We start from the raw sequence: 25,559 nt of genomic DNA, 5'->3' as shown, positions 1-25,559 counted from the left end.
AACGTTTGCGCAAAAACGGATTATTAATTTGCAACATCTACGCTAACAAAGTGTCCTATAGTGTCCCAGATTTTATAATTTAGTCAGTATGAAAACACTTTCCCTTCTCCGATCCGCGGCCTGGATGCTGGTTATTTGCAGTAACCTGCAGGCGCGCGCAAACAATATCACTGCTGACGACAGTACTCACCAGGAAAAATATGTGCTCGTCATACATGGCGGTGCGGGCACTATCCTTAAAAAGAATATGACAGCGCAGAAAGAAGCCGCGTACAAAGCAGGACTGGAGGAAGCGCTGAAAACGGGCTATAAAGCATTACAGGCGGGCAAAAGTAGCCTGGATGCAGTAGAAGCTACTATCCGTGTACTAGAAGACAATCCGCTGTTCAATGCAGGGAAGGGCGCTGTATTCACACATGACGGACGCAATGAAATGGATGCTGCCATTATGAATGGGAAAACGCTGGAAGCAGGATCTGTAGCGGGTGTGTCTACCATTCGCAATCCCATCTCTGCAGCAAGGGCTGTGATGGAAAAATCAGAACATGTGATGATGGCAGGGCGCGGGGCAGAGCAGTTTGCGAAGGAAGCAGGATTGGAAATCGTAGATCCCTCCTATTTCCGCACACAGGAACGCTGGGAAGGATTGCAGAAAGCCCTGAAGGCAGACTCTATGAAGAGTAAGCTGGATCACAGTTATCAGCCAGCCGGAAAACTGGGTGTTGAAAACATCGATAACAAATTCGGTACTGTAGGCGCTGTGGCGCTCGATAAAGCAGGCAACCTGGCAGCGGGTACTTCTACCGGAGGAATGACCAACAAAAAGTATGGCCGTATTGGTGATGCACCTATCATTGGCGCAGGTACCTATGCCAACAATAATACCGTGGCCGTTTCCTGTACAGGATGGGGAGAATTTTTTATCCGCAGTGTGGTAGCTTATGATCTGTCTGCGCTGATGGCCTATAAAGGGTTAACAGTACAGCAGGCCGGTAAGGCCGTCATAGAGAAAGTAGGTACACTTGGAGGGAATGGTGGGTTGATAGCTTTGGACAAAAATGGTCATGCCGCGCTCCCTTTCAATACCGAAGGAATGTACAGGGGCATGGTGACCGCTGAAGGAAAAATAACGATTGAGATCTACAAATAATGGGAAGTTTAGGGAAGTTCCGGGAAACTTCAGGACGAAGTTTCCCGGTTTACTTTTCATGTCAGTATAGGGTGTTAGGATATAGTTATTTTCTTGGCGGCATACGATGCCGCAACAGATCAGTTCAGAAAACCAAACCTGTTCTCAAACAATTTTCCAACTCCGGGGACAGGGCTTAATATATCTTTGGACGCTGCTGCAGCGCCAAAGGTCATTAAGACCAATGGAAGAAGGCCGGCTACCGCTAATATTGAGCCTATTGATGGAACAATTACTGAAATGACCTTAATGGCTGTCCATAAAATCACAGTAAAGATAAAAATACCCAGTGCCTGGTTCAGGTGATAGCGCACCAACCTGCTCCTATCCGGGCTACTTTTATATTGGACATAGCTATATATCCATCCAATCAATGTGATGTAGGCAATAATAGCCAACGTTTGGTTTTTCATAAAAGATATGGTTTAATTTTTCAGATAAAGCTAAGGTATTGCTACCAAAGTCTTTATCTCTTTTGCCATCAATTATTTGGGTGGGTTACCTTTCGATTGTCGTGTCTCCGGTTACGATACCCGCTTTTGCAGCCTGGGTATCACGAGTGTTCTTCTGTACGCTGATAGCTCCGAAAATACTCAGCAGGAAGGCGAAGGCGTAAAAACCTTTCTCACTTGGCAACAGTGTCGCATTCCATAAGCCTACTGTCAGCAATACAATACATAAAAGAGTGGATACCCAGCTGATACCATAATAGATATCCGTTACCGGTACCCCTTCAAGACGGTCTCTGACACATTTCTGTACAGATACGCCAGCAAACAAACCATACATTAATATGGTAAAATAATAGCCCTTTTCATTGAGCTGCATTTCTGCATTCCACAGTCCAATGATATAACCTAACACTCCTATTAGTAATGCAAGCCAGGAGGTAGCAATAAAGGCAAGTGATGGTTTTTGCTTCATTATGTTGTGTGATAATTACAACGCTAAAGTAGATCAAATTGCAAGGGTGGAGAATAGCGGTTTTCAGGTATAAATCGTCAGGATTCCTTATTTTGCCCCGCAATATCCTGTATACATATGGAATATAACAAGGGGACCCATCTCATCGCAACACTTCACACAACTGAGCATCAACTACTTAGCACATTCACAGCGTTCAAAACCCTGGCAGACGAACTCATTTTTACTCATCAGTTACAAAAGCTGGGAGAGGTATATCATAATTTCACCCCCTCCGGCTATACGGGAGTGGTATGCCTGAGTGAGAGTCATTTGTCTATACATACATGGCCGGAGCATGGGAAGATCAATGTGGATATTTACCTCAGCAATTATCTGCGGAATAATGATGGTACGGTAGATAATATATACAGCGCGATAAAAGCTCATTTTAATGCAGCTGTTGAACATGAACAATTCCTCAAACGCTAATCAATCACTGTGATCCCTTATACACACCAATGCCCTTCCTGTAGCAACATGATCACGTTCACCACCCAACATAGTTCGGTGGTAGTGTGCAAATGCGGTACAGTGCTAAATAAGATGGCCGATGGCACTATCGTGCCCAGGCCCTTTCATGTTATTGCCGAAAAAGCTTCGCTTATTGCCCCGGGCACTACGGGGCGATGGAAAGACAAAACATTCAAAGTAACTGGCCGGTTCAGGACATGGACATCAGAAACGGTATTTAGCTACTGGACCATTATATTCCAGGACGAAACTGCTGCCTACCTCATGGAAGGATATGGTATGTATGCTATTCTTCTGCCGGTGGCAACACCTCCCGAGCTGGCCCAGGATGCGATCAGACAGTTGTCGCCGGGTTCCAGGAAATTGATGAACAAGGAGCAATATATGCTGTTGCGCAAGGACAAGTGTAAGAAATGGGACGTGGAAGGAGAACTATTCATCCCTGAATGTAACGGCACCTTCATCACTTATGATTTTTCAAGTCCAAAGGGGGAGGTTTTACATATTATAGAATACTGGTCGCAGGTGCAGCCCGCCTTTGAAGTTCACTATACTGACTTTACTTCGCTGGCCCTTGAACAAACCCGCGCCTATGAAAGCGCAGCCCGGGAATTTAAGTGTGTCTGTGGTACCACACTGCATGTTGCAACTTTCCCTTACGCGCAAAGTTGTGCATGTCCTACCTGCTATAACGTTTACGTGTTTGAGAACGATCTTGAATTTATAAGGCAGCCTCAGAGGCATCTGAAAAAAGTGGAACCAGCCATCACACTGGGCGCAACCGGCACCATAAAAGGAATTCCCTACAAAGTGATCGGTTTTATAGTGAAGGAGGAACGGAATCAATACCAGTCACGTTGGCGGGAATATACCTTATTTAATGAGCAGGAAGGTTATGCTTTCCTGAGTGAGTATGACGGCCACTGGATCTACCTGCGGGAACAGGGGAAAACGCCGGTCCCGGAAAATATGAATACCAGTGGGTTTAACTATGAAGGGAATAGCTTTGATCTGTTCAACTCTTACAGCTATAATGTTGTCGCCGCCCGGGGTGAATTTCCGGGCAACGCCTTCAATGACGGAAAGACTAAATGTTGGGAATTTATCTCCCCTCCCATCATGTGGAACAGGGAACAAAGTCCCGAAGAAGGTATTGTCTGGTTCAAGGGATGGCATGTAGACGCAGACCAACTGAAAGAGGCCCTGGGTGATGCCATTATCCGGCCAACACAAATCGGTATTGGCGCCGTACAACCGAATGGTTACATCAGCCTGATGAACCTGGCCAGGAATACCCTGATAGCGATAGGTGTGCTGATCGTACTACATCTGGCCTTTACCTCCGGCAGCAGCGAGCGGCAACTGTTCGCCAATGAAGTTTATTTCTCTGACTCATCTAAGGTGCAAACAGCCGTGATCAACGATATCCACCTGGAGAAAAGGCAAAGTAACGTCATGTTAGAGTTCTACTCTCCCGTACAGAATACCTGGATGGATCTGGAAGCAACACTGGTCGATACAAAGACCGGTACGGAGTACAGCGTTAACAAAGGCGTGGAATATTATAGTGGTGTAGAAGATGGGGAACATTGGTCTGAAGGAAGCCAGAACGGTACCGTTTATATCAACGAAGTACCCCGTGGCGACTATACGTTGAAACTGGAGGCCACCAGGGAAACGACTTACTATCCTTTAAAAAGCTTTACAATTACGGGTTATTATGATGTGCCCAATACCAGGAACCTGTTCATTTGTATCGGGCTCCTGCTGCTGTGGCCTATCTTCAAATATTTTTCAACGTATTTCAGCGAAAGACAACGCTGGTCAAACAGCCCTTACTCAACATTTATAACAAGCGAAGATGAATAAACTCAACCCATTCCAGCGGGAATCGCCTATGTTTTCTTTCCGGTGGTTTATCGTATTTGCGAGCCTTATTGCCGGATTACTGTTCCGTTCAGACACCACCGGGTGGCGGCTGTTCTCAGGATCCGGACAGGAAAAATGGAGCGCTTCCGGCGCACACGGATATCATAAATAAATTCAAACAAACCTAATATGTCAAACGCACTTATCAACTCTATTCTTTATTCCTTTATAGGTATTGCTATCCTTGTTATCGTGTTTGTACTGGTGGAAGTATTAACGCCCAGGCATAACCTGCGCCAGGAGATCATGGAGAAGCAGAATATGGCCGTAGCTGTACTGGCAGGATTTTTTATGCTGGCCATGGCTATTATCATCGCATCTGCCATTCACTAAGTAACGAACCAATGTCAAAAAAAGAAAACGGCGCACAGTGGCTGTTATTGATGGCAGTATTTGTTATTGCCACCTGTGGATTGATCTATGAACTGGTAGCGGGCACCCTGGCTTCTTATTTGTTGGGAGACAGCATCACACAGTTCAGTACTATTATTGGCGTGTACCTGTTTTCGATGGGAATAGGCTCCTTCCTCTCCAAGTATTTCAACAAAAACCTGCTGGCATGGTTCATCAGGATTGAACTGCTGGTCGGATTGGTAGGTGGCTTCAGCTCTGCCTTGCTTTTCATTGTATTCCCACTGGCAGCCTCCTTCCGTCTCATTTTATACGCCATCGTACTGATCACGGGTATACTTGTAGGACTGGAGATCCCGCTACTGATGCGCATACTGGAAAACAAAGTAGCATTCAAAGAGCTGGTCAGCCGTGTATTCACTTTTGACTATATCGGTGCACTACTGGCTTCCCTGATATTTCCTTTACTACTGGTGCCTCATCTGGGGTTGATCAGGACATCGCTCTTCTTTGGTATTCTGAATGTAGGCGTAGGCTGGTACCTGGCCTACCATTTCTCCAAAGAGATCAGACAGGTAGTGTTGTTAAAAACGGCGGCCATTACATTGCTGCTGGCACAGCTGATCTGTTTTGTATTCTCAGAGAACATTATGAGTTACAGCGAAACGATGACCTACGATGATAACGTGGTATATTCTACTTCCACTCCTTATCAGCGCATCGTGCTCACCAAAAACAAACATGAGCTGCGGCTGTTCCTGAACGGTAACCTGCAGTTCAGTACTGCGGATGAATACCGCTATCATGAAGCGCTGGTACATCCTGCATTCTCTTCTCTCAATCAACCAGAGCAGGTACTGGTGCTGGGTGGTGGCGATGGTCTTGCTGTAAGGGAGATCCTGAAATATCCGGCTGTAAAACAGGTTACACTCGTAGACCTGGACCCGGCCATGACAAAGCTGTTTTCCCATCAGGAAATGCTCGTCAGGTTGAATGATTCCTCACTGCTGAACAGCAAGGTCCAGGTACATAATGCAGATGCTTTTACCTGGCTGCGGAGCAACAAAACGTTATTTGATGCGATCGTGGTGGATTTCCCTGATCCTTCAAATTTTTCTATCGGAAAACTGTACAGCACTTCTTTTTACCAGCTGTTGAAACATGCCCTACGTCCGGATGGTATTGCCGTGATACAAAGTACCTCTCCCTACGTAGCGCCTAAAAGTTTCTGGTGTGTAGATACCACCCTGCGTTCAGTAGGACTGCACACGATCGCTTATCATAACTATGTTCCTTCCTTTGGCGAATGGGGCTATATCATGGCCACTCCGCAGGAACCTCATCAATGGTTCAGTCATCTTCCATCACCACTGAAATTCCTGAATCCAACTACCCTGCAACAGATGCTGACATTTCCCGAGGATATGAAAGCGCACCAGTTGCTCGACATCAATAAACTCAATAACCAGGCACTGGTAAAGTATTTTGAAGAAGAGTGGGGCAAATATCTTGAACGTTAAGATATGCGGAGAAGATCATTTATACAATCCATCGCCGGGCTCACAGTTGTGAGCAGTTTTATCGCCTCCTGCCACCGACAGCGGGTGATTGGTGGTAGCGTAATAGGCGCCAGTGCGCATACCGGCCATCTGCTGCGGGATAAAAAATTCGCAGCACCAGTCAGCACGACGGACCATGCAGTTGTGATTGTGGGTGGAGGCATCAGCGGATTATCCGCCGCGCGTCACCTCCACCGGCAAGGCATCAGGGACATTGTTATACTGGACCTCGAAAAAGAAATGGGCGGCAATGCCGCTTGTGGAAAGAACGATATTTCCGCCTATCCCTTGGGCGCACACTATGTGCCTATTCCTAACAACGACCTGACGGAATACACAGATTTTATGCGGGAGTGTGGTGTCGTCACCAGTGATGCTTCCGCTCCCCTACCCGCTTATAATGACTATTACATCTGTTTCGATCCGGAGGAAAGACTGTACATCAACGGTCAGTGGCAGGAAGGCCTCATCCCCCAGTATGGCGTACCGGCTGCAGACAAGGCACAGATACAACAGTTCCTCGACAAAATGCAGGCTTTTCGCGTAGCTAAAGGACAGGATGGCAAAGATGCTTTTGCCATTCCGCTGGACAATTCCAGTAAAGATCCCCTCTTTGTACAACTGGACAGTCTCACCATGAAACAGTGGCTACAACAGCAGGGACTGAACTCGTCTTACCTGCAATGGTATGTGAACTATTGCACCCGCGACGATTTCGGCACTCCTTATGATGAGATCAGCGCCTGGGTGGGCATTCATTATTTCGCCAGCAGGAAGGGAAAGGGGAGCAATGCCGATCATCATGATGTATTGACATGGCCGGAAGGCAATGGCTGGCTGGCGGCACATCTAAAGAAAGAACTACAACCTTATTTTCATAACCAGGCATTGGTAACACGCATTCTGCAGGAGAATAATACCCTTGCGGTCGACTACTTTGACGTAAAAGAGAGCCGCCTGAAAAGGATCAATGCTCAGCAGTGTATTCTGGCTGTACCGCAGTTCGTGGCAGCCAGGATATTGCAGGATGAAACACGCATGCAACGCGTGCATCAGCATATCCAATACGCGCCCTGGATGGTGGCTAATATCCGCACGAAGGAACTGGCAGAAAGAACGGGGCCATCGCTCAGTTGGGACAATGTGCTATATGATAGTCCATCGCTGGGATATGTGAACGCCACGCACCAGGAAATACGACAGGGCATCCATACCAGGAACCTGACCTATTACCTGCCGCTGACCGCCCACACACCGGTAGAAGAAAGAAAAGCGGCACTGGAAAGAACGCATACAGAATGGGTGAAACTGATCGTAGATGATCTGGAGAAAGTGCATGCCAACATAACCGACGCCATAGAAGAAGTGAATGTAATGCTGTGGGGGCATGCCATGGCCAAACCCTTACCAGGCATGGCACATGGAACGGTCCGGCAGGAACTGGCAGCCTCTGTGAATGATCGCCTGCATTTTGCACATACCGACCTGGCGGGTAACAGCATCTTTGAAGAAGCCTTCTACCAGGGACTTTCCGCTGCAAAAAAAGTAATCACACATTTATCAGGCAACATATGAACAAGCAACCGTGGATAAGCAAACCGTGGACTGACAGTATCTTCATACTACTGCCTCCGTTTTTAAGTCTGCTGGTAATTATATTCTTTCCTTCCCTCTTCCGCAACAACAAAGAGATGCCGGAAGCCGGCTGGGTAGTGTTGGTACTGCTGGTGGATGTAGCACATGTATACAGTACCCTGTACAGGACCTATTTCGATCCGCAGGCACTGAACAAACAACGTTTTCTCCTCTGGATCATACCATTGGTCAGCTTTGTAGCCGGTGTGCTGGTTTACACGATGAGCAGCCTTTTATTCTGGCGCATACTGGCTTACGTGGCCGTTTTTCATTTTGTGCGTCAGCAATACGGGTTCATGCGCGTATATAGCAGACAGGAAAATGCACACAGGTACGTTAAACTGACAGACACCGTTACCATCTATGCAGCGGCATTATATCCAATGGCCTACTGGCATTTCAGCGGTCCGCGAAATTTCAGCTGGTTTATTGAGAATGATTTTGTCTTCTTCCCGTCGGCAGTATTGCTGTATCTATTTTCCCTGGTATACTGGCTGATTATCGCGATATATGTTATCAAGGAATTGTACATGATCTTTACCACGCGTACGATCAACATTCCCAAAACAGCTATTATCACAGGTACACTCGTATCCTGGTACTTTGGCATTGTCTTCTTCAACGGCGATATGGCGTTTACCCTACTGAATGTAGTCAGTCATGGCATTCCGTATATGGCGTTGATCTGGATGTATGGACAGAAGCAATATAAAGATCCGCGTAAAAGCAATTCTTTCCTCCAGCTTGTATTCAGCAGGTACGGTATAGTGCTCTTCCTCCTGCTGATCTTCCTGTTTGCATTCATTGAAGAAGGACTATGGGATATGACCGTATGGCAGGAACATGCGACCATTTTCGGTACAGCGCATCTGCCATCGCTGGAGCTGAACCATCAGTTACTTAGTCTCATCGTGCCGCTGCTGGCTTTGCCACAGATCACACACTATATTCTTGATGGCTTTATCTGGAAGATAAAGAAGGAGGAATTTAAATGGAGCAATGAAGCTTAGTAACAGGACCGCCACTGTGAAAGCTACGCTCAGGTAGCTTTCAGCAGCGGCGGCATATTATCGTAAAACTGGTCAGTTAATTTTCGGCCTCCGCCATATTCCCCTGGCTTACCAGTGCCAGTAATTCGTCTTTCTTCCCCGTCTGCAGCAGCATACCGATCAATCCTACATACACACGTTGCTGCTCTTTATTTAAGCCCTGGAACAATCTTGGCTCTGCAGAGTAGATCCCTTTCAGGAACTGCTGCAGTTCTTTGCTATTCCCTGTTTTAGGCAATATCCCGTTCCGTTCATAAATGTCTATCAGCTTCACTGCCGCTTCACCATCTACAAAAGCTTTCTGCCTTAATCTTACCAGTTCATGCAGATGTCCCATCAGTTCTTTGAACACGCCATGATGTTTCGTTCTTTCAAAGAGGTTCTGGGACTGCTCATTATCGCCGGGATTGAATGCATCGAAGTAACGGGATTCCACGTAGACGCTGTGATAAAATCCGATCGCGTTGTTGTTGAATGAGGTCAGGTCTTTAAACACTTCCGATTGTTTTGAGTTCAGGAAGTAGAAGAAAAATCTGTCTCCTATCCTTTCGGTCCACCTTACAAAAGTGATCCGGAAATAGAACTCCACTCCTTCTGCGTCTTTGAGGGAGAGGACGCCTGTATCGCTTTCAGCGATAGAAGGGGTATATTCAATCGGTACGCCGTTGATCCTGATCTTATATTCTTTTTCCCTGTTCAGCATGAGGAACCAGCCGAATTCACGTACCAGGAAACTTTTGAACTCATTGGACTGAAAAGAAAAACCGGATACTTCGAAGAGGTCATAAAAAGTAACGGTAGTACCGGTGGCCTTTTTAACTGTTTTCTTCTTCCCTTCCGGATCATAGAAATCCTTGGAATTTCTGCTGATGGTGATATCATATTCCATCATATCCCCTGTCTGACTATCCCTGTACACCGTATGCCACAAGGCCTTGCCGCTGAAGGCAGAGAAGGAAAAACGGCCACGGCCCTTGTTTCCTTTTATGAAGGAGGAAGATTTCTGGAAGGAAGCTTTTTTGATGGAATCATTGAAATGACCGAAGGTCTCCTTCAGCAGGTCATAGTCAATACCGGTACCGTTATCGGTAATAGATAAACTATAGATCGTATCAATCTCATTCGATTCAAAATGGATATCGATCACAGAAGCAGCTGCGTCAAAGCCGTTCCAGATATACTCGGCTACCGCCTCCATATAGTCTTTCGGCAGTCCGGAAGACTGGATGCCGGTATCCGTCACTGACACCTTTTCTTTCATCTTAGCTATTTTGGCTGCTATTTACTAATTCTTTTAGTAAATCGGAAGTTTTTCTTATTGATTATGAGCATGTATGCCTACTAAAAAACTCATCCTGCCCTGCATACCCTTGTGAAGGACGTGTATACCAGGCAGGATGAGCCAATTATTTACTGCGGATAGTGCTGTAACTATACCAGGTTCTTTTTGACATATTTAATGCTCTTAGCGATGCTGACAAAAGGATCGCCGGGAGTTTTATCCTGTTCAACGAAGAAATATTTCATGCCGGAATCGCCCGCATGTTTGAAGATCTCTTTAAAGTTTATGGAGCCATTACCTACTTCTGTAAAGTCCTGCTGAGGAGTTTTATCCTTATCCTTCACATGCCAGAGCGGGAAACGGCCTTTATGCTCTTTCATGAGGGCTACAGGGTCCAGGCCTGCTTTCGACACCCAATAGATATCCATTTCCATTTTCACCAGATCCTTGTCGGTCTGCTGTAAGAGAATATCGTAAGGTTTGCCGCCTTCCTGTTGCTGGAATTCAAAGTCGTGGTTGTGGTAGCAGAACTGTATACCTGCCTTTTTACAAGTTTCGCCTGCCTTGTTGAAATATTCAGCCAGCTGTTTATAGTGATCGAGGTTGCCGCGTTCCTCTTCGAAGAGGTAGGCGCATACCATGTATTTAATGCCTACAGTCGCTGCATCTTCTACGGCTTTCTCCCATTCATGCAACACAGTCCCTTTTACGTCTGCTCCGTTCATCTTTTGCTCTCCCAGTACATAGTGGCTGCTGGGCATTTTGAGTCCCTGTTGCTTCAGCACCTGTGCAAATGCTTTGGGCGCCATACCATAGAACTGCTGGGTGCCGGTGTAGGTAGCGCCTTCTACGGTGTTAAATCCCAGTTTTGCCACCTTTTTCAGTGCAGCTACCGGGTCCTGCTGCATCGCGTCTCTCACTGTATATAATTGCAGTCCTATATTGGTTGCAGGTGCTTTCCATAATTCGGAAGGTCTGATCAGTAAACCGGCCGAAGCCAAAGTGGTTGTTTTAAGGAATGATCTTCTTGACGTCATTGGAATTTATTTCTTGTTTTAAAATGGGCTGTGCTCTTGCCGATTACCGGGAATAAAGATATAGTTTCAGGGGATATGTTGCTATCCGAAAGGATAATATTTAACAGCATAGCGGTATCTCTGATTCGCGCCAAACAACGTATTTTGCAACTTTATGGAAACAGTTACCCTTTATCGTCCTGTAGGATTGAAAGAATTCATGCTGATCGCTGCCGCTGATTTTAAAAGCTTCCCTCCAAGGCTTTCCTGGCAGCCGATCTTTTACCCTGTGCTTAACCAGGCGTATGCGGAACAGATCGCGTTTGAATGGAATACGCATGATGAAGCGTCCGGATATTGCGGTATTGTTACCCGGTTCAGGATCAACAAATCTTTTATAGAGAAATATCAGCCGCAAAATGTGGGCAGTACAGGTCATGATGAACTCTGGGTACCGGCGGAAGAGCTGGAGGCTTTCAATCAACATATCCAGGGAAAAATTGAGGTTGTAAAGACCTTCCTGGGAGACAAGTTTGTGAAACCCGAAGATCCGGTACTGGCCGGGATGGTTATTGGCAACGGCCGGGAACAGCAGCGGTGATATTATCAGCAACAGAAGCAAAAAACAGTTCATTTTCCGGTTATTTTTGAGCGTTTAGGAAATAGTTTCACAATGCGTCCTGCGTTGCACAATTGCAAGCCCAGGGAAGCGTTGAAAGCGGTTCATTCGCCGCTTTCAATGCAATGTTAGGAAAGATCCGGACGCTGTTTTAAACTTTGTCCCTGAACAACAGATTCCTGTCCTTTAACTGCAAATTCGTGTCTTTTAACTGCAAAAGCGCCCCCCGATGTCATAAAGTCTTTCCCTGAATCTGCACTTCGGATATCCCCGGCAGAACAGGTATTGTTCAGGATGTAACCAGCATATGACCAGGATTAACCTCCGATTATCCTCCGATTTGATCGGAAGATAATCGGAGGTTAATCCTGGTCATATGCTGGTTACATCCTGGTCACATGCTCGCCAAAGCGACGGGAAGTGACATTTTGCAGCTTTTTTATTGAAAAGTATCAGTCTGACCGAAGTCATCCACCACTAACTTTGTAGCGCCAAATGATGTTTCATTCGCAGGCGGATGAAATATCTTTAATTGTGACTAAGCGCCAACATGGGAAACATTAGAAATATTACATCTGCATCCTCCTGGTATGTGAGTGATGCCGCGTTTGACTGGTTATATCCGCAAAGAATACAGAAACTCTCCATGCAGCACTGGACGCCAATGGAGGTAGCGAAAAGATCTGCCGGTTTCCTGGCTGCCGGAGAAGGAAACAGGATCCTCGACATTGGCAGTGGCGTTGGCAAGTTTTGCCTTATTGGCGGATATCATTTCCCGGAAGCCCGGTTTTATGGGGTAGAACAGCGAAAAGAGCTGTATCATTTCGCCCGTGCAGCCAAAGAATTAACAGCAGCAAAAAATGTCGAGTTTATCCATGGCAATTTTACACAGATAGATTTTGAGGACTTCGATCACTTTTATTTTTACAACGCGTTTTTCGAGAACCTGGTGGAGGACGGACAGATTGACCAGCAGATAGAATACTCCACCAGCCTGTATAATTACTATGCCCGCTATATGTTTAAAGGATTGGACAGTAAGCCAAGCGGCACCCGCTTAGTTACATTTCATAGCCTGGAAGACGAAATACCACCCAGTTATCAACTGGTGGATGCCACGGTCGATTTTCTGCTGAAAATGTGGGTAAAGCGCTGATAACAGCCAATAAGGGTTACTTATAGTTAGCTATTGCGATCAGCTGATTGACGTCCTTTATGACGATCTTTCTGCCTTTTGTTTCCAGGATATTATTCTCTTTAAATTCCGTCAGCACCCGTACCACATTCTCGCGTGCAGTCCCCACGAGGCTCGCCAGGTCTTCACGGCTGATGTCTATTTCAATGGGCATCCCTTCCACGTAATTGACCTTATATTTTTCACGCATAACGATCAGCTGCAGGGCCAGTCTTTCGCGCACTGTTTTCCGGGCAAACATTGTAAGACTATTGGCCAGTACGGCAAATTCGTGGCTTAAAGTTTTGAGCAGCCTGTTGTTGAGCAAGGGTGAACGATCGAGAGTGTTCAGAAAATCTTCTTTGGGAATAAAGGCAAGCGTACTTTCTTCTATCACAGTAGCGGAGTCCGGGTATCTCTCTTCTGATAAGATAGCATGATAGCCGATCAGTTGTCCTGTGTTGGCGATGTAAATGATCTGTTCCTTGCCTTCCTTGTCTACTTTATATTTTTTGACCTTGCCTTTGGTGATATAGAATATTCCGGAGGGATACATCCCTTCCCTGAAGACCTGCTCATTCTTCTGATAAACCTTTTCACTCATATGAGCTGTCAGCATCTCATATACCGCAGGTGGCAGATCGGCCAGGATGGACTCACTTTTAAAATCCCATTTATCAATTGGAAACTTATCCCGGATACTCATAGGTGCACAAGTTACTATTTTAAAAGCAACCCCTATGGACGGCCTGAATAAGTTAAGGGAGCACTGAAGTACCCCCTCTCTCCTATTGTTCAAGTTAGAGATAGCGTAATGCTATTCGCAAACGCCATATCTGCCTTGTCTAACCTTTCGAGTATGTAATATGCATGGATGCAGATAACTGAGGTTGGTTTCTGATAACTATCTTTTCACCCACATTTTCAGGAAAAAGTCTGCAGAGGTTTCTACCAGCCGGTAAGCGGGTGGTATTTCATCGTGAAGGCTATGGTAAGTCACCAGTCTGGTTCCCGCAGGTTTCCTGTCCAGCTCTCTGTACAGGTAACGCGAATAATACTGATATAAGCTATCGGAATATTCAATATGATGATCTATCGTGTCCCTGGTAGCTAAATTCTCAAAGAAGGCATTGTAAAAGTAAAAGTGATCATACGCAGCAAGGTTCACCTGTGTGAAGTTCAGATTAATGAAAGCCGCATTCTCCGTTTTTGTATATTCCTGTGCTGCGAGTGCATAATGATGCAGTTCGCTCCTCTGTTCTACGCCGTAAAAAAACGACCGGGGATAATAATGAGCGCCTATAAGAGTAAATTTGCCCACGCCACTTCCTATATCGAGTACCTTCTTCCCTTCTTCCGCCAGAAAGCCGGCAGCTTTCTTCGCGATGCGCATCGGCGTCCAGTGCCTGCGGGACATCTGTTGGATTCTTTCCGGATATAACCAGTCGAATGAGGCATCTGCCATGAACCATGTCGGTCTCATTATTGCATTTCCCATTTTATGATCAATTGGTAAATTGGCGCATTATCAATTACTGACAGTTGATATTTTCACATTGCGAAGGTACCTTTGATACCAGTTGATTTCACTGATACTTTTCAATAAAAAAACTGCAAAAGATCACTTTTCATTACATGGGCTTATTACTATGAGTTTAGCGGGTCTGTTTCCTATTGACAAATGGAATTTTAAATCGCACTCCATTTTGAACAATCTGCCGGACGATGAGCGGGCAGATCTCTATTCCCATATGCACGAACAGCGATATGGTAAGGGGGAGATCATTTTCAGGGAGGGGGCTGTGGCTTCGGGTATTTTCTTTATCAAAAAGGGTAAAGTGAAGAAATACCAGGTGGACCAGAACGACAGGGAACAGATCATATATGTGGCCAACACCGGAGAATTAATCGGGTATCACGCTATTCTGGCGGAGGAACATTACCCCGATTCTGCCGCCACATTGGAAGACAGCATCATTTCATTTATCCCCAAAGAAGACTTTATAGCTGTACTGGAAAGGTCCAGCGTATTACCCCGGAGGCTGCTGAAAGCACTCAGTCATGAATTTACTGTACTGACAAACAGCATTTCTGTATTTGCACACCGTTCGGTGAAGGAAAGACTGGCCATTGCATTGATTGTGTTACGCGAGAAATTTAAAGCGGAAACAGTGCCTGGAGGAGAAATAGTGATCAATCTTTCCCGTAGCGACCTTGCCAATATAGTTGGTACCGGTACGGAAAATATCGTCAGGATCCTCACGGAATTCAAAGCCGCGGGCATTCTGAACTCACAGGGAAGAAAGATCTGGATTACAGATGTAAAGGAGCTGATCAGGCTGTCTGGTTATGGTATTCCCGGATGATGTTATGACATGCCAGCACTCACCCCCGTTGCTGGTCTATTTTTTGTATTTTCACGCATAATGGCAATGGCCTTAAATGTACTGTATACTAGGAGAATGCAAACACTAAGTTACATATTCCCCACAAGCCAAATTAACTAATTAATTAAATTAAACTAACTCCGTACTTACTATCTATGCTTACAAAAGCCAAAACTGTCCTTATCGCCGACGACGATCCAGATGATGTAGAAATGTTCGTAGAAGCGCTGCAGGAAATAGACAATCACATATGCTGCCTGAGTGCCGGTAATGGTTATGAAGCACTCCAATTGTTAAATGTAGTGAATACTCCAACACCTGATGTTATATTTCTTGACCTCAATATGCCCAAACTCAATGGTAAGCAATGTCTCATTAAATTAAAGCAGCAGGAACGATTTGCCGACATACCTGTCGTTATCTTTACAACATCCAAGCTGGATGATGACAATGAAGAAATGCGCCGTCTCGGTGCCGTCGACTTTATTACCAAGCCCTCAAAGTTTAGCGACCTGGTACATTTGCTGACTCATCTGTTGCATATATCAGTACACTAAGCTTACATGTGCGTGTCTTATCATGTGGAGGAGTCGCAACCAAGCGTAGAAAGGAAGGTGTAATGTAAAGATTGTTTTCAGGTGTACGTGTGGCCACTATGCGCGGGGAAGTGTTTTGTATTTACCGGTAGATTACCAGTCAATTGTTACCTTGTTGAGTTCACGAATAAGTCCTGTTACGTCCATCCCTTTTTCGATAATTGTCCTCCTGGACAATGTATCTGGTAAACAGGCTGAAAACTTTGAAAACCACCTGGAAGCGGTGCAGCTTTCGAGAATGTCTAATATTTCACCTTCTGCATGCGATCTAAGGCTTACAATAAGTTCGTGAGCTACTTCAATTGGCATTTTATTCATTTCCAACACCACTTTTTGGTAGTCATAACTGCCCTCTCCTCCAGACCGGGACTTTAAGAAGGTATGGAGCGTCCTGTTGATCCTGTCTCCTGCAAAAGTCCACAAATGAATTTTCCCGGTCCCGGCAGCTGCTTCCATAATCCATTTTTCGCTTTCCCACCGCAGGTAGCGGTGTTCATCTCTCTGTGACCGGATCATTGTATGAGCCCAAAAGTCGAGAAATTCGAGCTTCTCCTCACCCATCAGAAGCCGGCCAACTTCCTGCGCCAGTTCGAAAGGAATGTCCGGATTATTATACGTATTCCACTTAGGTGCGATCCCCGTTTCATTCTTCTCCACCATGATCTGCTGCTGTTCATGTTCTATTTTAAGTGTGTTCCATTCTTGCCCGCCAAGAACAAAAATAAATGGCAGTTGCTGCGTCCTGGCGAACTCTGAGTCGAGCGTTCCGATCACCTTTTTTCCGTCTACAACGTTGTAAATAGGGCCGGTGTCAAAAATGGCAAATAATCTCCGGTAGTTTGCGCGGAGGAATTCCCTCTCACTTCTATCTCCTGTTAATAACACATCGCCATTTACAAGCCTTAGATATTCCTCCTGTACCATGTGCTTTATCAGTAAATCAAATTCGTCCCTCGTGATCTTTGAGAAACAGAATGCTTTAGAGAGTGGCACCCAGACCTGTTCAGCGGTTGCTCCTGCGTTCTGAATACAATAGGAAATAACCTGGTGAGCAAGAATGTGAAAAGCCCTTTGAGGAAGCAAAATCGCTTCCGAGCGCCCTTTTAATCCCAGGCTGACGCAACCTGTCAATAAGACCAGTTCATCTACCTCGGAACATAAGCCCCGGAAAACTTGAGCCCGCCCCTCTCTACGGCCGGTTCTGCCGACACGCTGCAAAAATGAACCGGAACTATTCAATCCCCCGATCTGCACAATCTGGTCAAGTTCGCCAATATCGATCCCCAGCTCCAGCGTCGATGTACTGATGATAGCATTCAATGATTCACCGGACGCTTTCTTGATAGCACCTTCAGCATCTTCTCTCAACCGCTTACTCACAGAAGAATGATGTGTTTTCACTTTAACGGGAAATGGGCCTGGATTTTCCTGGTTATATTGATTAATACGGGCAGCGGTATCCTCCGTACCGGTTCTCGACCGATCAAAAACGATGGACCTTTTCCTCAACAATAGATTATAGAGGTCACGTTGCAGTTCCTGGCCATCTTCTACAAAAAACCGGATCTCAAAATCCTTTTCTTTGGCATGCTTTCCTTCAGACCTGATACACTCGCCGCCAGATCGGCCTCCCATCATCCAACGTAACAAGCCCTCCGGATTTCCAATTGTTGCAGTAACGGCAATTCTTTGCGGTTCATTCGGGAGACACTCTCCAAGTCTTGCCAGGAGCGACATCAGGTGTGATCCCCTCTCTGTCAGCGCAAAATAGTGGGCTTCATCTATCACAATCGTTTCAAGGCTGCTAAACACCGCTCTCCAGTTTCCTCGTCTGAGTAAAATCGCTTCTATAGATTCAGGAGTAGTTAAGAGAATGTCTGAAGGGAAGTTCATTTGCCGGACCTTGTCGCCCTGGCTTACATCGCCATGCCACTTAAACGCCTCCATATAACACCTTTTAGCATATGGCAGTACTCTGAGCTCCAGGTCATTCAACAAGGCTTTGAGAGGTGCTATATATAGTACTTTAAAACCGGAGGTTTTCCGGGCGGCAATTCTGGTTAACAACGGAAAGAGCACTGCCTCTGTTTTACCACCAGAAGTAGGCGCTTCAATAACACAACTTCTACCTTGAAATATGGGATCAAACGCTTTCTCCTGAATTTCCGTTAACCCGCCCCACTTCTGATCCTTGACAAAGTCCTGTAGTCTTGGATGTAATTTATGGAATGACATGACTAATTATTTGACGGCTCAGATACTATCTCCAACATTGATCTTTTCAGGAATTGAGAGAGGCTAATGCCTTTATTTTCTTCACAGAGGTCCAGCATCTGAATAAACTCACGCAGGATCGGTCTTGGTTTCCGGTCAATGTTTTCTTCTCCGAACACTGTCCATTCGCCAATCAGCTTTAAGATAGATTCATCATCTGCAAACTGCCTTGCATCCCATCCATAAGCGATACCATACAGGTCACGCACTTTAAATATAACGCTTGCCAAACGTTGTGGATCCAGCGCTTCAAGAGTGATAATCGGCTGGCGCACAGTCTTGTACTTTCCATAAGTAATGGGCGTAAGCACTCTGTCTGCCAGGGCCTCGTAGCTTTTTAACCCATAGCGTTCATCCTCAAAAAACTCGTCGGTACCAGTGAATATGACAAGACCACCGGGCAAGGCATTCCTTCCTGCTTCATCTATCAATAAACGCAGTGTTTCCAGGGCAAGCTCACGTTGCCGGGCATGTGGGAACTTCCTGATCAATTCGAGCTCATCTACCAAAAGGAGCAATCCTTTATACCTTGCACCATTTATGATTTCGAGAATGGCGCGCATCCGGGGGAATACATTATTGGCCTCCAAAGAGCCCTTTACGCCAATGTCTCGGAGAGCCTGAGAAGAAAGCGACCGACTTCCCATGATCCAGGCGACTGCATTCGACACGAGTTCCATATCGCCATTCACCTTACCATCGTAAAAGGCTCGAAGGGCTTGTGCAAAACCGGGTTCTATATCATTGAAATTGGCCAGTTCTACCTCAATAGATTTCTCAACAATACTGGTCAGGGCTTCATGTGCTCCTTCCTTTGTTAAATCTATACCTTCCATTCTGGCAGTCTTGTTATGCACATTGAGCAGCCAGGATTCGAGTATGTCCACCAAAGCACTTGAATCAGTCTTCTCAGGCGTTCTTAGTCCGTTGATCATTCCTGAAAAGAAAACCGGCAGATCAGATAAAGGCTGATCGTGGCTGATATTAATGGACGAAACCGCAAACTCATTATTTAAGGCAAACTCTTTGAGCCAGGAGCACAGGAACGTTTTACCTGCGCCGTATTGCCCTCTGATGAACTTAAAGTGAGACTTATTCTGATTGACCTCAAATAGAATATCGGCGAGGTGTTCTCTGGCCGTCTGCTGCCCGACCATCACCAGGTCCAGGTTATTCCTAGGCACAACACCATGACGCAGTGCATCAATGATGTCCCTCGCCGATTTTTTCTCCAGGATCTGTCCATCGGCGATGTCATTGGATGTCCACTGATATATATTATTATTCTGTACACTTCTGATCTGTATATAAGGCTTATCGTCCCGTTTTAATTTGGCAATTAATTCTGCCATGTGTGCCTTGTGGAGGAACCAACCCAGTTTATGCTTCGTTACAATTCTTGAGAGGTCCTGCTCTGTAATGGATTTGGCCTCTTTTAATATTGCCAGTATTATCTTCTCATCATGTCCCAGATGAGGATATCGCGTGTCAATCTCATTCCAATTTACCGGAAGGGTCGGAGCATCCATTGAAACAGGCATTTTCGGCGTCTGAGATATAGCTGCAAGGTGTGGAACACCCGCTATGTCTGGAGTATCCTGACTTACCTGCAGATCACCCTGAACTGAGAACGGTACATAATCAATGATCCGGTCTACCAGTTCCTGCTTGGATCCGGATATCAGTAATGTCAACTTCCGACATAACTGAGACAGATCATCTTTCCGAAGAAAATTAAATATGGACCGCTCGGATTTGTAGCTATCCAATATGCGTTTTACCTTCTCATCTTTCGTACCGCTGGTCATGAGACCATTCTGATGCAATACGTCATACAATTGCTGTCCTGTAAGTAGTGTCAGTACTCTGGCATAAACTTCGGGAACCATTTCTCTTACTTCCGGTTCAGGAGGCAACACGGGCCCAGGCTCGTTCTTGTCGGGGAGCAGATCCCTATCGTGATCGAAGAACTCAATAATATTGGCGATGACAGCACTTTTAAGTGCTCCCATCGGAATATTCTCCTGCCGGCAGATCTCACGCAACTTTTCCAACTGAAAGACACCCAGCAAGTCAGCTGCCGGTATCATGCTGTCAAGCAAGCGACCAACTATTACTTCTTTTAATCCACTTACATTAAGGTGATAATATGCAAGTACCTGTGCCAGTTCCTCGCGTGTAAAACAATTCAACATTCTTCTATACGCTTCATCAATCAGTTCAATACCAAATGACTTCCGAACCTGTATTGCCACTTCATCGGCAATAAGGTATTTGTTATCGAGGGTGAGCATAATACCGGTTGCCAGCAGGAAATTTCTTGTCAGATAATATTCCTGCTCAATGTCCCAGAGACTAATGATAGAAGCATCATGCATTAGTACAAAATGCTCGCGGTCCCATATGCCTAATTCAGTCTTCACTAATTCAAGAATGCCGACCTCGCTTTTATCAATGATACCATCATTTTCCATGGCCTTCTTCAATATCTTAACATATAGCACCGGGTTCTTACCAGGAGAATAATTGTTCTGCGCCACTCTTGCTGTAAGTTCCTTTACATATTCCAGTACCCTGGTCCGGAATCCTTCAATCTCCACCATAAAAGATGGCGATTGCAGAATGAGGTTCAATATAGCGAAGGCCGGCGGCCGGGCATACAGGATCTTGTCGGAGATGTATGATTGAGAGCTTAGCGCTGAGACTATCTCCTGAACAATGACTGATTGAGGTAATCGTAAACTGATCGCCTCATCTATTTTGTCGGCGGACAACTGATCGAGTAAAGCAGTGTCGTAAGTTTCAAGAATATTCACCAGTTTCATATGGTGTGCTGTTTAACAGTAAAAAATAGGATGGCATCCCGCCTAAAAGTTCATTCCAGCGAGCTGTTTATTGAAATAATATTCGGGCAAGCGTATCTATTCCCTCAGAAAACTTTCGATCTTCTGTTTTGTGAACTCGAACAGATCGCTGTTAATAATTTTCCATTTCCTGACTTTCATTTCTCCAAACCATTTGTCCATAATTTTACGAATGATATCTTCATCGTTTTTGTATTTCTCAGAAGGTGTTACTTCCAGCACTAACACCTCCAGCTGGTCGAGGTCAGATCGTTTGCTAATCAGCCCCAAATCGAGGTCATCTATCTTTTTCGACCAGTTGTTATCGTTCCGGAGTTTATATTTATCGAACAACTCAGGAAGAATATATGCGTAGCGATTCTTATCGCTATCTTTTGAGTCCGCGTGATAGATATATCCATCGGTGAAAATAACAAGCAGGTTACGGTAGCTGGAATCCGGCTCAACAGCAATTTCTTTTACATCATTTTTGAAGAAACGCCAGATGTCTGAGCCGGGCCATGCAGCCTGTCTCATAGTTGTGTTGTAGATGTTGCTAACATTTTCAGCCACAGTCTGATTTAAGGTTTCGTAAACGACCTTCTTTTGTTTTACATCCATCTTTGATAAATCCACGCTCAACTTCGTTGCCGCCTGACTAATAGCTGGATCCGGAGGATTAGGGTGGAATACAACCCGCATCTTTCCTTTTGCCATATAAGTTCCTTTCGTTTTCATATGGCTGACAAAATATTCGGAGAGGTAACTGATCAATGCACTATCTCTTTCAAAATGCCCGGGCTTAGCAGGATTCTTCAGCGGGTCTATTCTATCCGACAGGTCCAGCAATATTGTCAGATTAATCTGTTTATCTGTTTTTACTGCCGGGGTAGTATTGACTGTGTTAGCAGACTTTTCTGCCGACGGTGTTGTATTTGGTTTGCAGCTCCATAACAGGATAGTTGCTAAAAAGAATAAGTATTTCATCCGTTGTTCATTTTTGGGTAGTTGTAAATGGCAACATTGACAAATTCATGTACGATAGCTTCTGCGGCCTCAAGCTCTGTCGGATTCTTTCCGTTTCCTTTCATCCAGGCCAGCCATCCCGACATAAAACTGAAAGCTTCCAGTTCAAATTCCCTTGGTATGATAACACTGTTGAGTGTTTCATTCAACTTTTTAATCTGCGTCTTCGCATTGTCTATCTGATGATTCATTTTATCAATATCCAGGTTCAGATCGGCGATGAATTTGGTAGCATCATCAATCTGCTGATCTTTTTCTTTGAGGGCAACCTTCACTTTATCGATCTTACTGAACGCTTCCAGTACAAAGTCAAATACAAATCCCCAGATGATATAGACGATGAATCCGGCAAAGATGATCAGCCAGAAATTAATTGATTCGATAGCGAGTGGAATTGAGAATGGCGGTACGTCTCCGAAACTGTTATCCTTCTTTATATTATAAATCTTCTCTGTAATGTCGTAGGCCAGAAACGAGTCGAAGAGGAAAGTAACAAGTATGAGAAAGGCGATCTTAACGTACTTCACGTATCCTTTTTCTTCCTGTATTTTATGAATAAGGTAGCCCAATCCCATAAATACGAAAGGGATAGTCAGGATAAGTACGAGTTCAGTAACACCATCACTGACTGCTTTTGATAAGGCCTGCGCATCAAAAATTGAGTTCGCCACGCCGATCTGGTTTAAGGAAAACTCTTTAAAGAAAGCGGAGTAAGAAGCTGAACTATAAAATACAAAAAGGTATACGGTAAGGAAGATCAGGATAATGCTCCCGATGTAGAAGCTTGGCTTTCCAGCCTGGTCTCCGATGATCTCCTGTGGGTTCTTGCGTATATGCGCCTTTTCTTCTTTTAGTGATTCGATCTTCTGTTTAAGCCGGGGAAGGTCTTCCTCGCGGATCTTCTTTACTTTATTATTCCATCGTTCGATGTCGCCTTTATACTCCTCAAGTTTGACTCTTACCGGTTTTTTCAACTCTTCCTGTTTGTCAAAATCGTCCTTAATCCGTTCTTTAAAATCAAAATATACCTTTTGCAGGCAGACCCTTAATCCGGGCATGCTGCCACCCAGCATATGTGCCTGATGAAGGCCATAGTCCTGGTAGCTGAGTTTCTCTTTCTTTTCTTCTACCGGGTTAGCCGGAGTCGGGGGCGGCTCTTTTACGGCGAACAGTTCTTTGGTAATTTTCAGAATACCCATAAATCAGAGGTTTTGAGATACAGTGGATAATACTTGTTGTTTCGGGGTGTTTTTAAAGGCCTCATCGAGCAGGAATTCACAGATGGAAGCGATGTTCTCATCCCGGAATCCAAACCGCGAGCAGTACAACTCGAGTGTTTGTCTTTCATCTTCATCCAATACGCCGTCTGCCCATGCAATGAGGCAGAGATCGTACAGGCAGTCGACCTTCTCCAGTACAGTTTCGGGGACAGAGAAACTAGCGGAATCAGGTTGTAGTAATAAGGCGTCGATATCGGACCTGCCGACGCCTCTCGCTTCTCCGATACGATAAATCGTTTCCAACTCTCTTATATCGACCTGTGAATCGGTGAGGGCCATATGATAAAGATTAAGGAAATGAGTTTTGAGTGCTGGTGTCAAGGACATGATTATTTAGATTTGAGTTAGGTAACTTATTAACCGGAAAGGGAGGAAAGGGGGAACGACAATACCTGTTCGTTCCCCACTGATCCTAACACAGATCGTCAACGGTGGCATGGGGAGCGTCTTCCCTCACCGAATCAATACCAGCGTCACGACCTTCAGCGGAAGCATAGCTCTGGCTGCGACCAATCACCTCCCCATTGCGGGCTTTCAGCACAAACGTATAACTGTTGTTTTGCCTGCGCTCATAGCGTTGTTCATCCGGGGCATTCTGTTTGACAGAAGTAATACCATCTTTGCAGGACTGCTTAGCGATATACCCTTCACTACTGAGCGTAATTTTTCCATTGCCAGCTTTCAGGTGAAAATAGTACTGGCTGTTAGCGGAGCTCTTGAAAAGCTCAAATTTGGGATTTGACATGTTACTTGATTTTATTAGTGGTTATTCCAGGCAACCCTGAAACCGATGTAGGGATTCCGGATGTCGGGATATTCTTTAGTACGATAGGTAAGGTCTAATTCGTTCACGGGATTAATTTTACTGTTGCAGGCCCCACCTCTTACGGCTTTCCATGTGAAGGAGGAATCAGACCAGTCATCACACCATTCTGCTACATTACCGGTCATGTCGTAGAGCATAAATGTATTGGGTTCCTTAGAGGCAACCTTCAGGGGCTTCTGTTTATTATAAACAGCCACCTTCGCCGCATTATTGCTGCCACTGTACTTAACAGCAAGACCGGCACTGGCAGCGTATTGCCATTCCGCTTCAGTAGGAAGTCTTCCATGCACCCATTTACAGTATTCGAGGGCTTCATACCATGTTACATTCCTTATAGGACCATTTTCATCAGATGAAGGAGGTTGTGGCGGAAAATTCTTATGCTGACTTTCGCAAAACTTCCTGTATTGGGCGACAGTGACCTCGGTGTTGCTGATGTAAAAGGAGTCGATGCTTCGTTTATATAAGGTCTGAACAGCACTGTTTTCGTTGTATGACACAGCAGGTACTTCTGCGATCAATATCTTTTCCATCTTTGGTGGAGGTGAAGGGGGCCATCGATGTTTTCCGGGAGGCCCGAATATGTAATAGCTCATCACCGCAGCAATAATCAAAATGCTAATAACAACACCTTTGAAAAGCGGAAGCTTTCTAAGTAATGCTTCGCGTTTCTGCATTTTGATCTTCTCATTAAGAATATCGGCAATCTCTTCCGGATTTTTTTTCCATTCAAGATATACCTGGTGCTTAGAGATACTGTCTACGGGAGTATCATCCAATCTCAGTTGCAGCACACTTGGCTTCCCCCTTACGAAACTTGAAACTGCCACCTGTAATTCCACGCCAGACCAGTATTTTTCTACATAGATCCTGCTGGTGATCAGTAAAATATATCTGGCGTGTTTACCGTAAGCATCCTGTGTGAGATTCATGATATATTGCCCCCAACTGCCAGCAACGTCATCTTTATAATAGTAATGAGGTATTCTCCTCTTCTTTAGTTCTGCGACGATTAGCTCTGCTACATCTACATTTTCCTCGGCGACGGAGATAGCTACATCATATTTAAACAGCTTTCTCATCATTC

25 protein-coding genes are annotated in these 25,559 nt (G+C 45.2%); 12 read left to right on the top strand and 13 right to left on the bottom strand.

The window, feature by feature from the left end:
• The first annotated feature begins 88 nt into the window (after positions 1-88).
• A complete protein-coding gene (locus L3C95_RS28035) occupies positions 89-1,150 on the top strand; it encodes an isoaspartyl peptidase/L-asparaginase family protein (protein ID WP_236393411.1) in 1,062 nt (353 codons plus the stop codon).
• Positions 1,151-1,269: 119 nt separating this feature from the next.
• On the opposite strand, the gene L3C95_RS28030 is transcribed toward L3C95_RS28035, so the two are convergent.
• Both L3C95_RS28030 and yiaA read right to left on the bottom strand, forming a co-directional pair.
• Positions 1,270-1,602, bottom strand: a complete 333-nt coding sequence (locus L3C95_RS28030; protein WP_236393409.1) for a DUF4870 domain-containing protein — start codon at positions 1,600-1,602, stop codon at positions 1,270-1,272.
• A gap of 85 nt (positions 1,603-1,687) precedes the next feature.
• Entirely contained in the window at positions 1,688-2,113 is a 426-nt protein-coding gene (yiaA, locus tag L3C95_RS28025) for an inner membrane protein YiaA (RefSeq protein WP_236393407.1), read from the bottom strand.
• 117 nt (positions 2,114-2,230) lie between these two features.
• On the opposite strand from yiaA, the gene L3C95_RS28020 reads away from it, so the two are divergent.
• Genes L3C95_RS28020 through L3C95_RS27990 form a run of 7 tightly spaced genes read left to right on the top strand, consistent with a single transcriptional unit; the run spans position 2,231 to position 9,110 of the window.
• On the top strand, positions 2,231-2,584 hold the full coding sequence (locus tag L3C95_RS28020) for an S-adenosylmethionine decarboxylase family protein (RefSeq protein WP_236393405.1): 354 nt from the start codon (positions 2,231-2,233) through the stop codon (positions 2,582-2,584).
• 9 nt (positions 2,585-2,593) lie between these two features.
• Positions 2,594-4,495, top strand: coding sequence for a DUF4178 domain-containing protein (locus L3C95_RS28015; RefSeq protein ID WP_236393389.1), 1,902 nt, complete (start codon positions 2,594-2,596; stop codon positions 4,493-4,495).
• Complete coding sequence (locus L3C95_RS28010; protein ID WP_236393380.1) at positions 4,488-4,667, top strand: hypothetical protein; 180 nt, start codon at positions 4,488-4,490, stop codon at positions 4,665-4,667. The genes L3C95_RS28015 and L3C95_RS28010 overlap by 8 nt, the downstream gene beginning before the upstream one ends.
• 17 nt (positions 4,668-4,684) lie before the next feature.
• Positions 4,685-4,888 carry a DUF350 domain-containing protein gene (locus L3C95_RS28005; RefSeq protein WP_236393378.1) on the top strand — a complete coding sequence of 68 codons (204 nt, stop codon included), beginning with the start codon at positions 4,685-4,687 and terminating at the stop codon, positions 4,886-4,888.
• Positions 4,889-4,899: 11 nt separating this feature from the next.
• Positions 4,900-6,426, top strand: coding sequence for a polyamine aminopropyltransferase (locus tag L3C95_RS28000; protein WP_236393368.1), 1,527 nt, complete (start codon positions 4,900-4,902; stop codon positions 6,424-6,426).
• 3 nt (positions 6,427-6,429) lie between these two features.
• Entirely contained in the window at positions 6,430-8,040 is a 1,611-nt protein-coding gene (locus L3C95_RS27995; RefSeq protein WP_236393366.1) for a flavin monoamine oxidase family protein, read from the top strand.
• Positions 8,037-9,110 (top strand): hypothetical protein, encoded by a 1,074-nt coding sequence (locus L3C95_RS27990; protein ID WP_236393364.1) that lies wholly within the window; start codon positions 8,037-8,039, stop codon positions 9,108-9,110. The genes L3C95_RS27995 and L3C95_RS27990 overlap by 4 nt, the downstream gene beginning before the upstream one ends.
• Before the next feature lie 76 nt (positions 9,111-9,186).
• On the opposite strand, the gene L3C95_RS27985 is transcribed toward L3C95_RS27990, so the two are convergent.
• Together L3C95_RS27985 and L3C95_RS27980 are read right to left on the bottom strand one after the other, a co-directional pair.
• Positions 9,187-10,410, bottom strand: coding sequence for an ATP-binding protein (locus L3C95_RS27985; RefSeq protein WP_236393355.1), 1,224 nt, complete (start codon positions 10,408-10,410; stop codon positions 9,187-9,189).
• A 170-nt stretch (positions 10,411-10,580) separates the two neighbouring features.
• Entirely contained in the window at positions 10,581-11,468 is an 888-nt protein-coding gene (locus L3C95_RS27980) for a sugar phosphate isomerase/epimerase family protein (RefSeq protein WP_236393345.1), read from the bottom strand.
• Positions 11,469-11,622: 154 nt separating this feature from the next.
• Here L3C95_RS27980 and L3C95_RS27975 point away from each other — a divergent pair, with 154 nt between their 5' ends.
• Together L3C95_RS27975 and L3C95_RS27970 are read left to right on the top strand one after the other, a co-directional pair.
• Positions 11,623-12,048: an ADP-ribosylation/crystallin J1 gene (locus L3C95_RS27975; protein ID WP_236393343.1), complete on the top strand. Its 426-nt coding sequence runs from the start codon at positions 11,623-11,625 to the stop codon at positions 12,046-12,048.
• A gap of 568 nt (positions 12,049-12,616) precedes the next feature.
• Positions 12,617-13,222 carry a class I SAM-dependent methyltransferase gene (locus L3C95_RS27970; protein ID WP_236393340.1) on the top strand — a complete coding sequence of 202 codons (606 nt, stop codon included), beginning with the start codon at positions 12,617-12,619 and terminating at the stop codon, positions 13,220-13,222.
• 16 nt (positions 13,223-13,238) lie between these two features.
• Here the strand turns inward: L3C95_RS27970 and L3C95_RS27965 are convergent, their stop codons facing one another.
• Together L3C95_RS27965 and L3C95_RS27960 are read right to left on the bottom strand one after the other, a co-directional pair.
• Complete coding sequence (locus L3C95_RS27965; protein WP_236393338.1) at positions 13,239-13,946, bottom strand: Crp/Fnr family transcriptional regulator; 708 nt, start codon at positions 13,944-13,946, stop codon at positions 13,239-13,241.
• A gap of 198 nt (positions 13,947-14,144) precedes the next feature.
• On the bottom strand, positions 14,145-14,723 hold the full coding sequence (locus tag L3C95_RS27960; RefSeq protein ID WP_236393336.1) for a class I SAM-dependent methyltransferase: 579 nt from the start codon (positions 14,721-14,723) through the stop codon (positions 14,145-14,147).
• Positions 14,724-14,946: 223 nt separating this feature from the next.
• On the opposite strand from L3C95_RS27960, the gene L3C95_RS27955 reads away from it, so the two are divergent.
• Entirely contained in the window at positions 14,947-15,606 is a 660-nt protein-coding gene (locus tag L3C95_RS27955) for a Crp/Fnr family transcriptional regulator (RefSeq protein WP_236393334.1), read from the top strand.
• Positions 15,607-15,782: 176 nt separating this feature from the next.
• Positions 15,783-16,184, top strand: a complete 402-nt coding sequence (locus tag L3C95_RS27950; RefSeq protein WP_236393332.1) for a response regulator — start codon at positions 15,783-15,785, stop codon at positions 16,182-16,184.
• A gap of 132 nt (positions 16,185-16,316) precedes the next feature.
• On the opposite strand, the gene L3C95_RS27945 is transcribed toward L3C95_RS27950, so the two are convergent.
• The 7 genes from L3C95_RS27945 to L3C95_RS27915 all read right to left on the bottom strand — a co-directional run bounded on the left by L3C95_RS27945 (position 16,317) and on the right by L3C95_RS27915 (position 25,557).
• Positions 16,317-18,458, bottom strand: a complete 2,142-nt coding sequence (locus tag L3C95_RS27945; RefSeq protein WP_236393330.1) for a DEAD/DEAH box helicase — start codon at positions 18,456-18,458, stop codon at positions 16,317-16,319.
• A 2-nt stretch (positions 18,459-18,460) separates the two neighbouring features.
• Complete coding sequence (locus L3C95_RS27940) at positions 18,461-21,322, bottom strand: BREX system ATP-binding domain-containing protein (RefSeq protein ID WP_236393328.1); 2,862 nt, start codon at positions 21,320-21,322, stop codon at positions 18,461-18,463.
• 96 nt (positions 21,323-21,418) lie between these two features.
• Entirely contained in the window at positions 21,419-22,327 is a 909-nt protein-coding gene (locus L3C95_RS27935; RefSeq protein ID WP_236393326.1) for a hypothetical protein, read from the bottom strand.
• Positions 22,324-23,565: a hypothetical protein gene (locus tag L3C95_RS27930; protein ID WP_236393324.1), complete on the bottom strand. Its 1,242-nt coding sequence runs from the start codon at positions 23,563-23,565 to the stop codon at positions 22,324-22,326. The genes L3C95_RS27935 and L3C95_RS27930 overlap by 4 nt, the downstream gene beginning before the upstream one ends.
• Positions 23,566-23,568: 3 nt before the next feature.
• Positions 23,569-23,973: a TerB family tellurite resistance protein gene (locus tag L3C95_RS27925; protein WP_236393315.1), complete on the bottom strand. Its 405-nt coding sequence runs from the start codon at positions 23,971-23,973 to the stop codon at positions 23,569-23,571.
• Positions 23,974-24,058: 85 nt separating this feature from the next.
• Positions 24,059-24,391, bottom strand: coding sequence for a YegP family protein (locus L3C95_RS27920; RefSeq protein WP_236393313.1), 333 nt, complete (start codon positions 24,389-24,391; stop codon positions 24,059-24,061).
• A 14-nt stretch (positions 24,392-24,405) separates the two neighbouring features.
• Positions 24,406-25,557, bottom strand: a complete 1,152-nt coding sequence (locus L3C95_RS27915) for an SUMF1/EgtB/PvdO family nonheme iron enzyme (protein WP_236393304.1) — start codon at positions 25,555-25,557, stop codon at positions 24,406-24,408.
• Positions 25,558-25,559 lie beyond the last annotated feature (2 nt).

This window comes from Chitinophaga filiformis (genome assembly GCF_021646545.1).
Classification (GTDB): Bacteria; Bacteroidota; Bacteroidia; order Chitinophagales; family Chitinophagaceae; genus Chitinophaga; species Chitinophaga filiformis_A.
The sequence above is the reverse complement of the archived record's forward strand: the minus strand, read 5'-3'. Positions and strand labels throughout refer to the sequence as shown.

Coding starts and splice junctions, on each gene's coding strand:
- L3C95_RS28035 (WP_236393411.1), top strand. CDS start 89: ATGAAAACACTTTCCCTTCTCCGATCCGCGGCCTGGATGCTGGTTATT.
- L3C95_RS28030 (WP_236393409.1), bottom strand. CDS start 1,602: ATGAAAAACCAAACGTTGGCTATTATTGCCTACATCACATTGATTGGA.
- yiaA (WP_236393407.1), bottom strand. CDS start 2,113: ATGAAGCAAAAACCATCACTTGCCTTTATTGCTACCTCCTGGCTTGCA.
- L3C95_RS28020 (WP_236393405.1), top strand. CDS start 2,231: ATGGAATATAACAAGGGGACCCATCTCATCGCAACACTTCACACAACT.
- L3C95_RS28010 (WP_236393380.1), top strand. CDS start 4,488: ATGAATAAACTCAACCCATTCCAGCGGGAATCGCCTATGTTTTCTTTC.
- L3C95_RS28005 (WP_236393378.1), top strand. CDS start 4,685: ATGTCAAACGCACTTATCAACTCTATTCTTTATTCCTTTATAGGTATT.
- L3C95_RS28000 (WP_236393368.1), top strand. CDS start 4,900: ATGTCAAAAAAAGAAAACGGCGCACAGTGGCTGTTATTGATGGCAGTA.
- L3C95_RS27995 (WP_236393366.1), top strand. CDS start 6,430: ATGCGGAGAAGATCATTTATACAATCCATCGCCGGGCTCACAGTTGTG.
- L3C95_RS27990 (WP_236393364.1), top strand. CDS start 8,037: ATGAACAAGCAACCGTGGATAAGCAAACCGTGGACTGACAGTATCTTC.
- L3C95_RS27985 (WP_236393355.1), bottom strand. CDS start 10,410: ATGAAAGAAAAGGTGTCAGTGACGGATACCGGCATCCAGTCTTCCGGA.
- L3C95_RS27980 (WP_236393345.1), bottom strand. CDS start 11,468: ATGACGTCAAGAAGATCATTCCTTAAAACAACCACTTTGGCTTCGGCC.
- L3C95_RS27975 (WP_236393343.1), top strand. CDS start 11,623: ATGGAAACAGTTACCCTTTATCGTCCTGTAGGATTGAAAGAATTCATG.
- L3C95_RS27970 (WP_236393340.1), top strand. CDS start 12,617: ATGGGAAACATTAGAAATATTACATCTGCATCCTCCTGGTATGTGAGT.
- L3C95_RS27965 (WP_236393338.1), bottom strand. CDS start 13,946: ATGAGTATCCGGGATAAGTTTCCAATTGATAAATGGGATTTTAAAAGT.
- L3C95_RS27960 (WP_236393336.1), bottom strand. CDS start 14,723: ATGAGACCGACATGGTTCATGGCAGATGCCTCATTCGACTGGTTATAT.
- L3C95_RS27950 (WP_236393332.1), top strand. CDS start 15,783: ATGCTTACAAAAGCCAAAACTGTCCTTATCGCCGACGACGATCCAGAT.
- L3C95_RS27945 (WP_236393330.1), bottom strand. CDS start 18,458: ATGTCATTCCATAAATTACATCCAAGACTACAGGACTTTGTCAAGGAT.
- L3C95_RS27940 (WP_236393328.1), bottom strand. CDS start 21,322: ATGAAACTGGTGAATATTCTTGAAACTTACGACACTGCTTTACTCGAT.
- L3C95_RS27935 (WP_236393326.1), bottom strand. CDS start 22,327: ATGAAATACTTATTCTTTTTAGCAACTATCCTGTTATGGAGCTGCAAA.
- L3C95_RS27930 (WP_236393324.1), bottom strand. CDS start 23,565: ATGGGTATTCTGAAAATTACCAAAGAACTGTTCGCCGTAAAAGAGCCG.
- L3C95_RS27925 (WP_236393315.1), bottom strand. CDS start 23,973: ATGTCCTTGACACCAGCACTCAAAACTCATTTCCTTAATCTTTATCAT.
- L3C95_RS27920 (WP_236393313.1), bottom strand. CDS start 24,391: ATGTCAAATCCCAAATTTGAGCTTTTCAAGAGCTCCGCTAACAGCCAG.
- L3C95_RS27915 (WP_236393304.1), bottom strand. CDS start 25,557: ATGATGAGAAAGCTGTTTAAATATGATGTAGCTATCTCCGTCGCCGAG.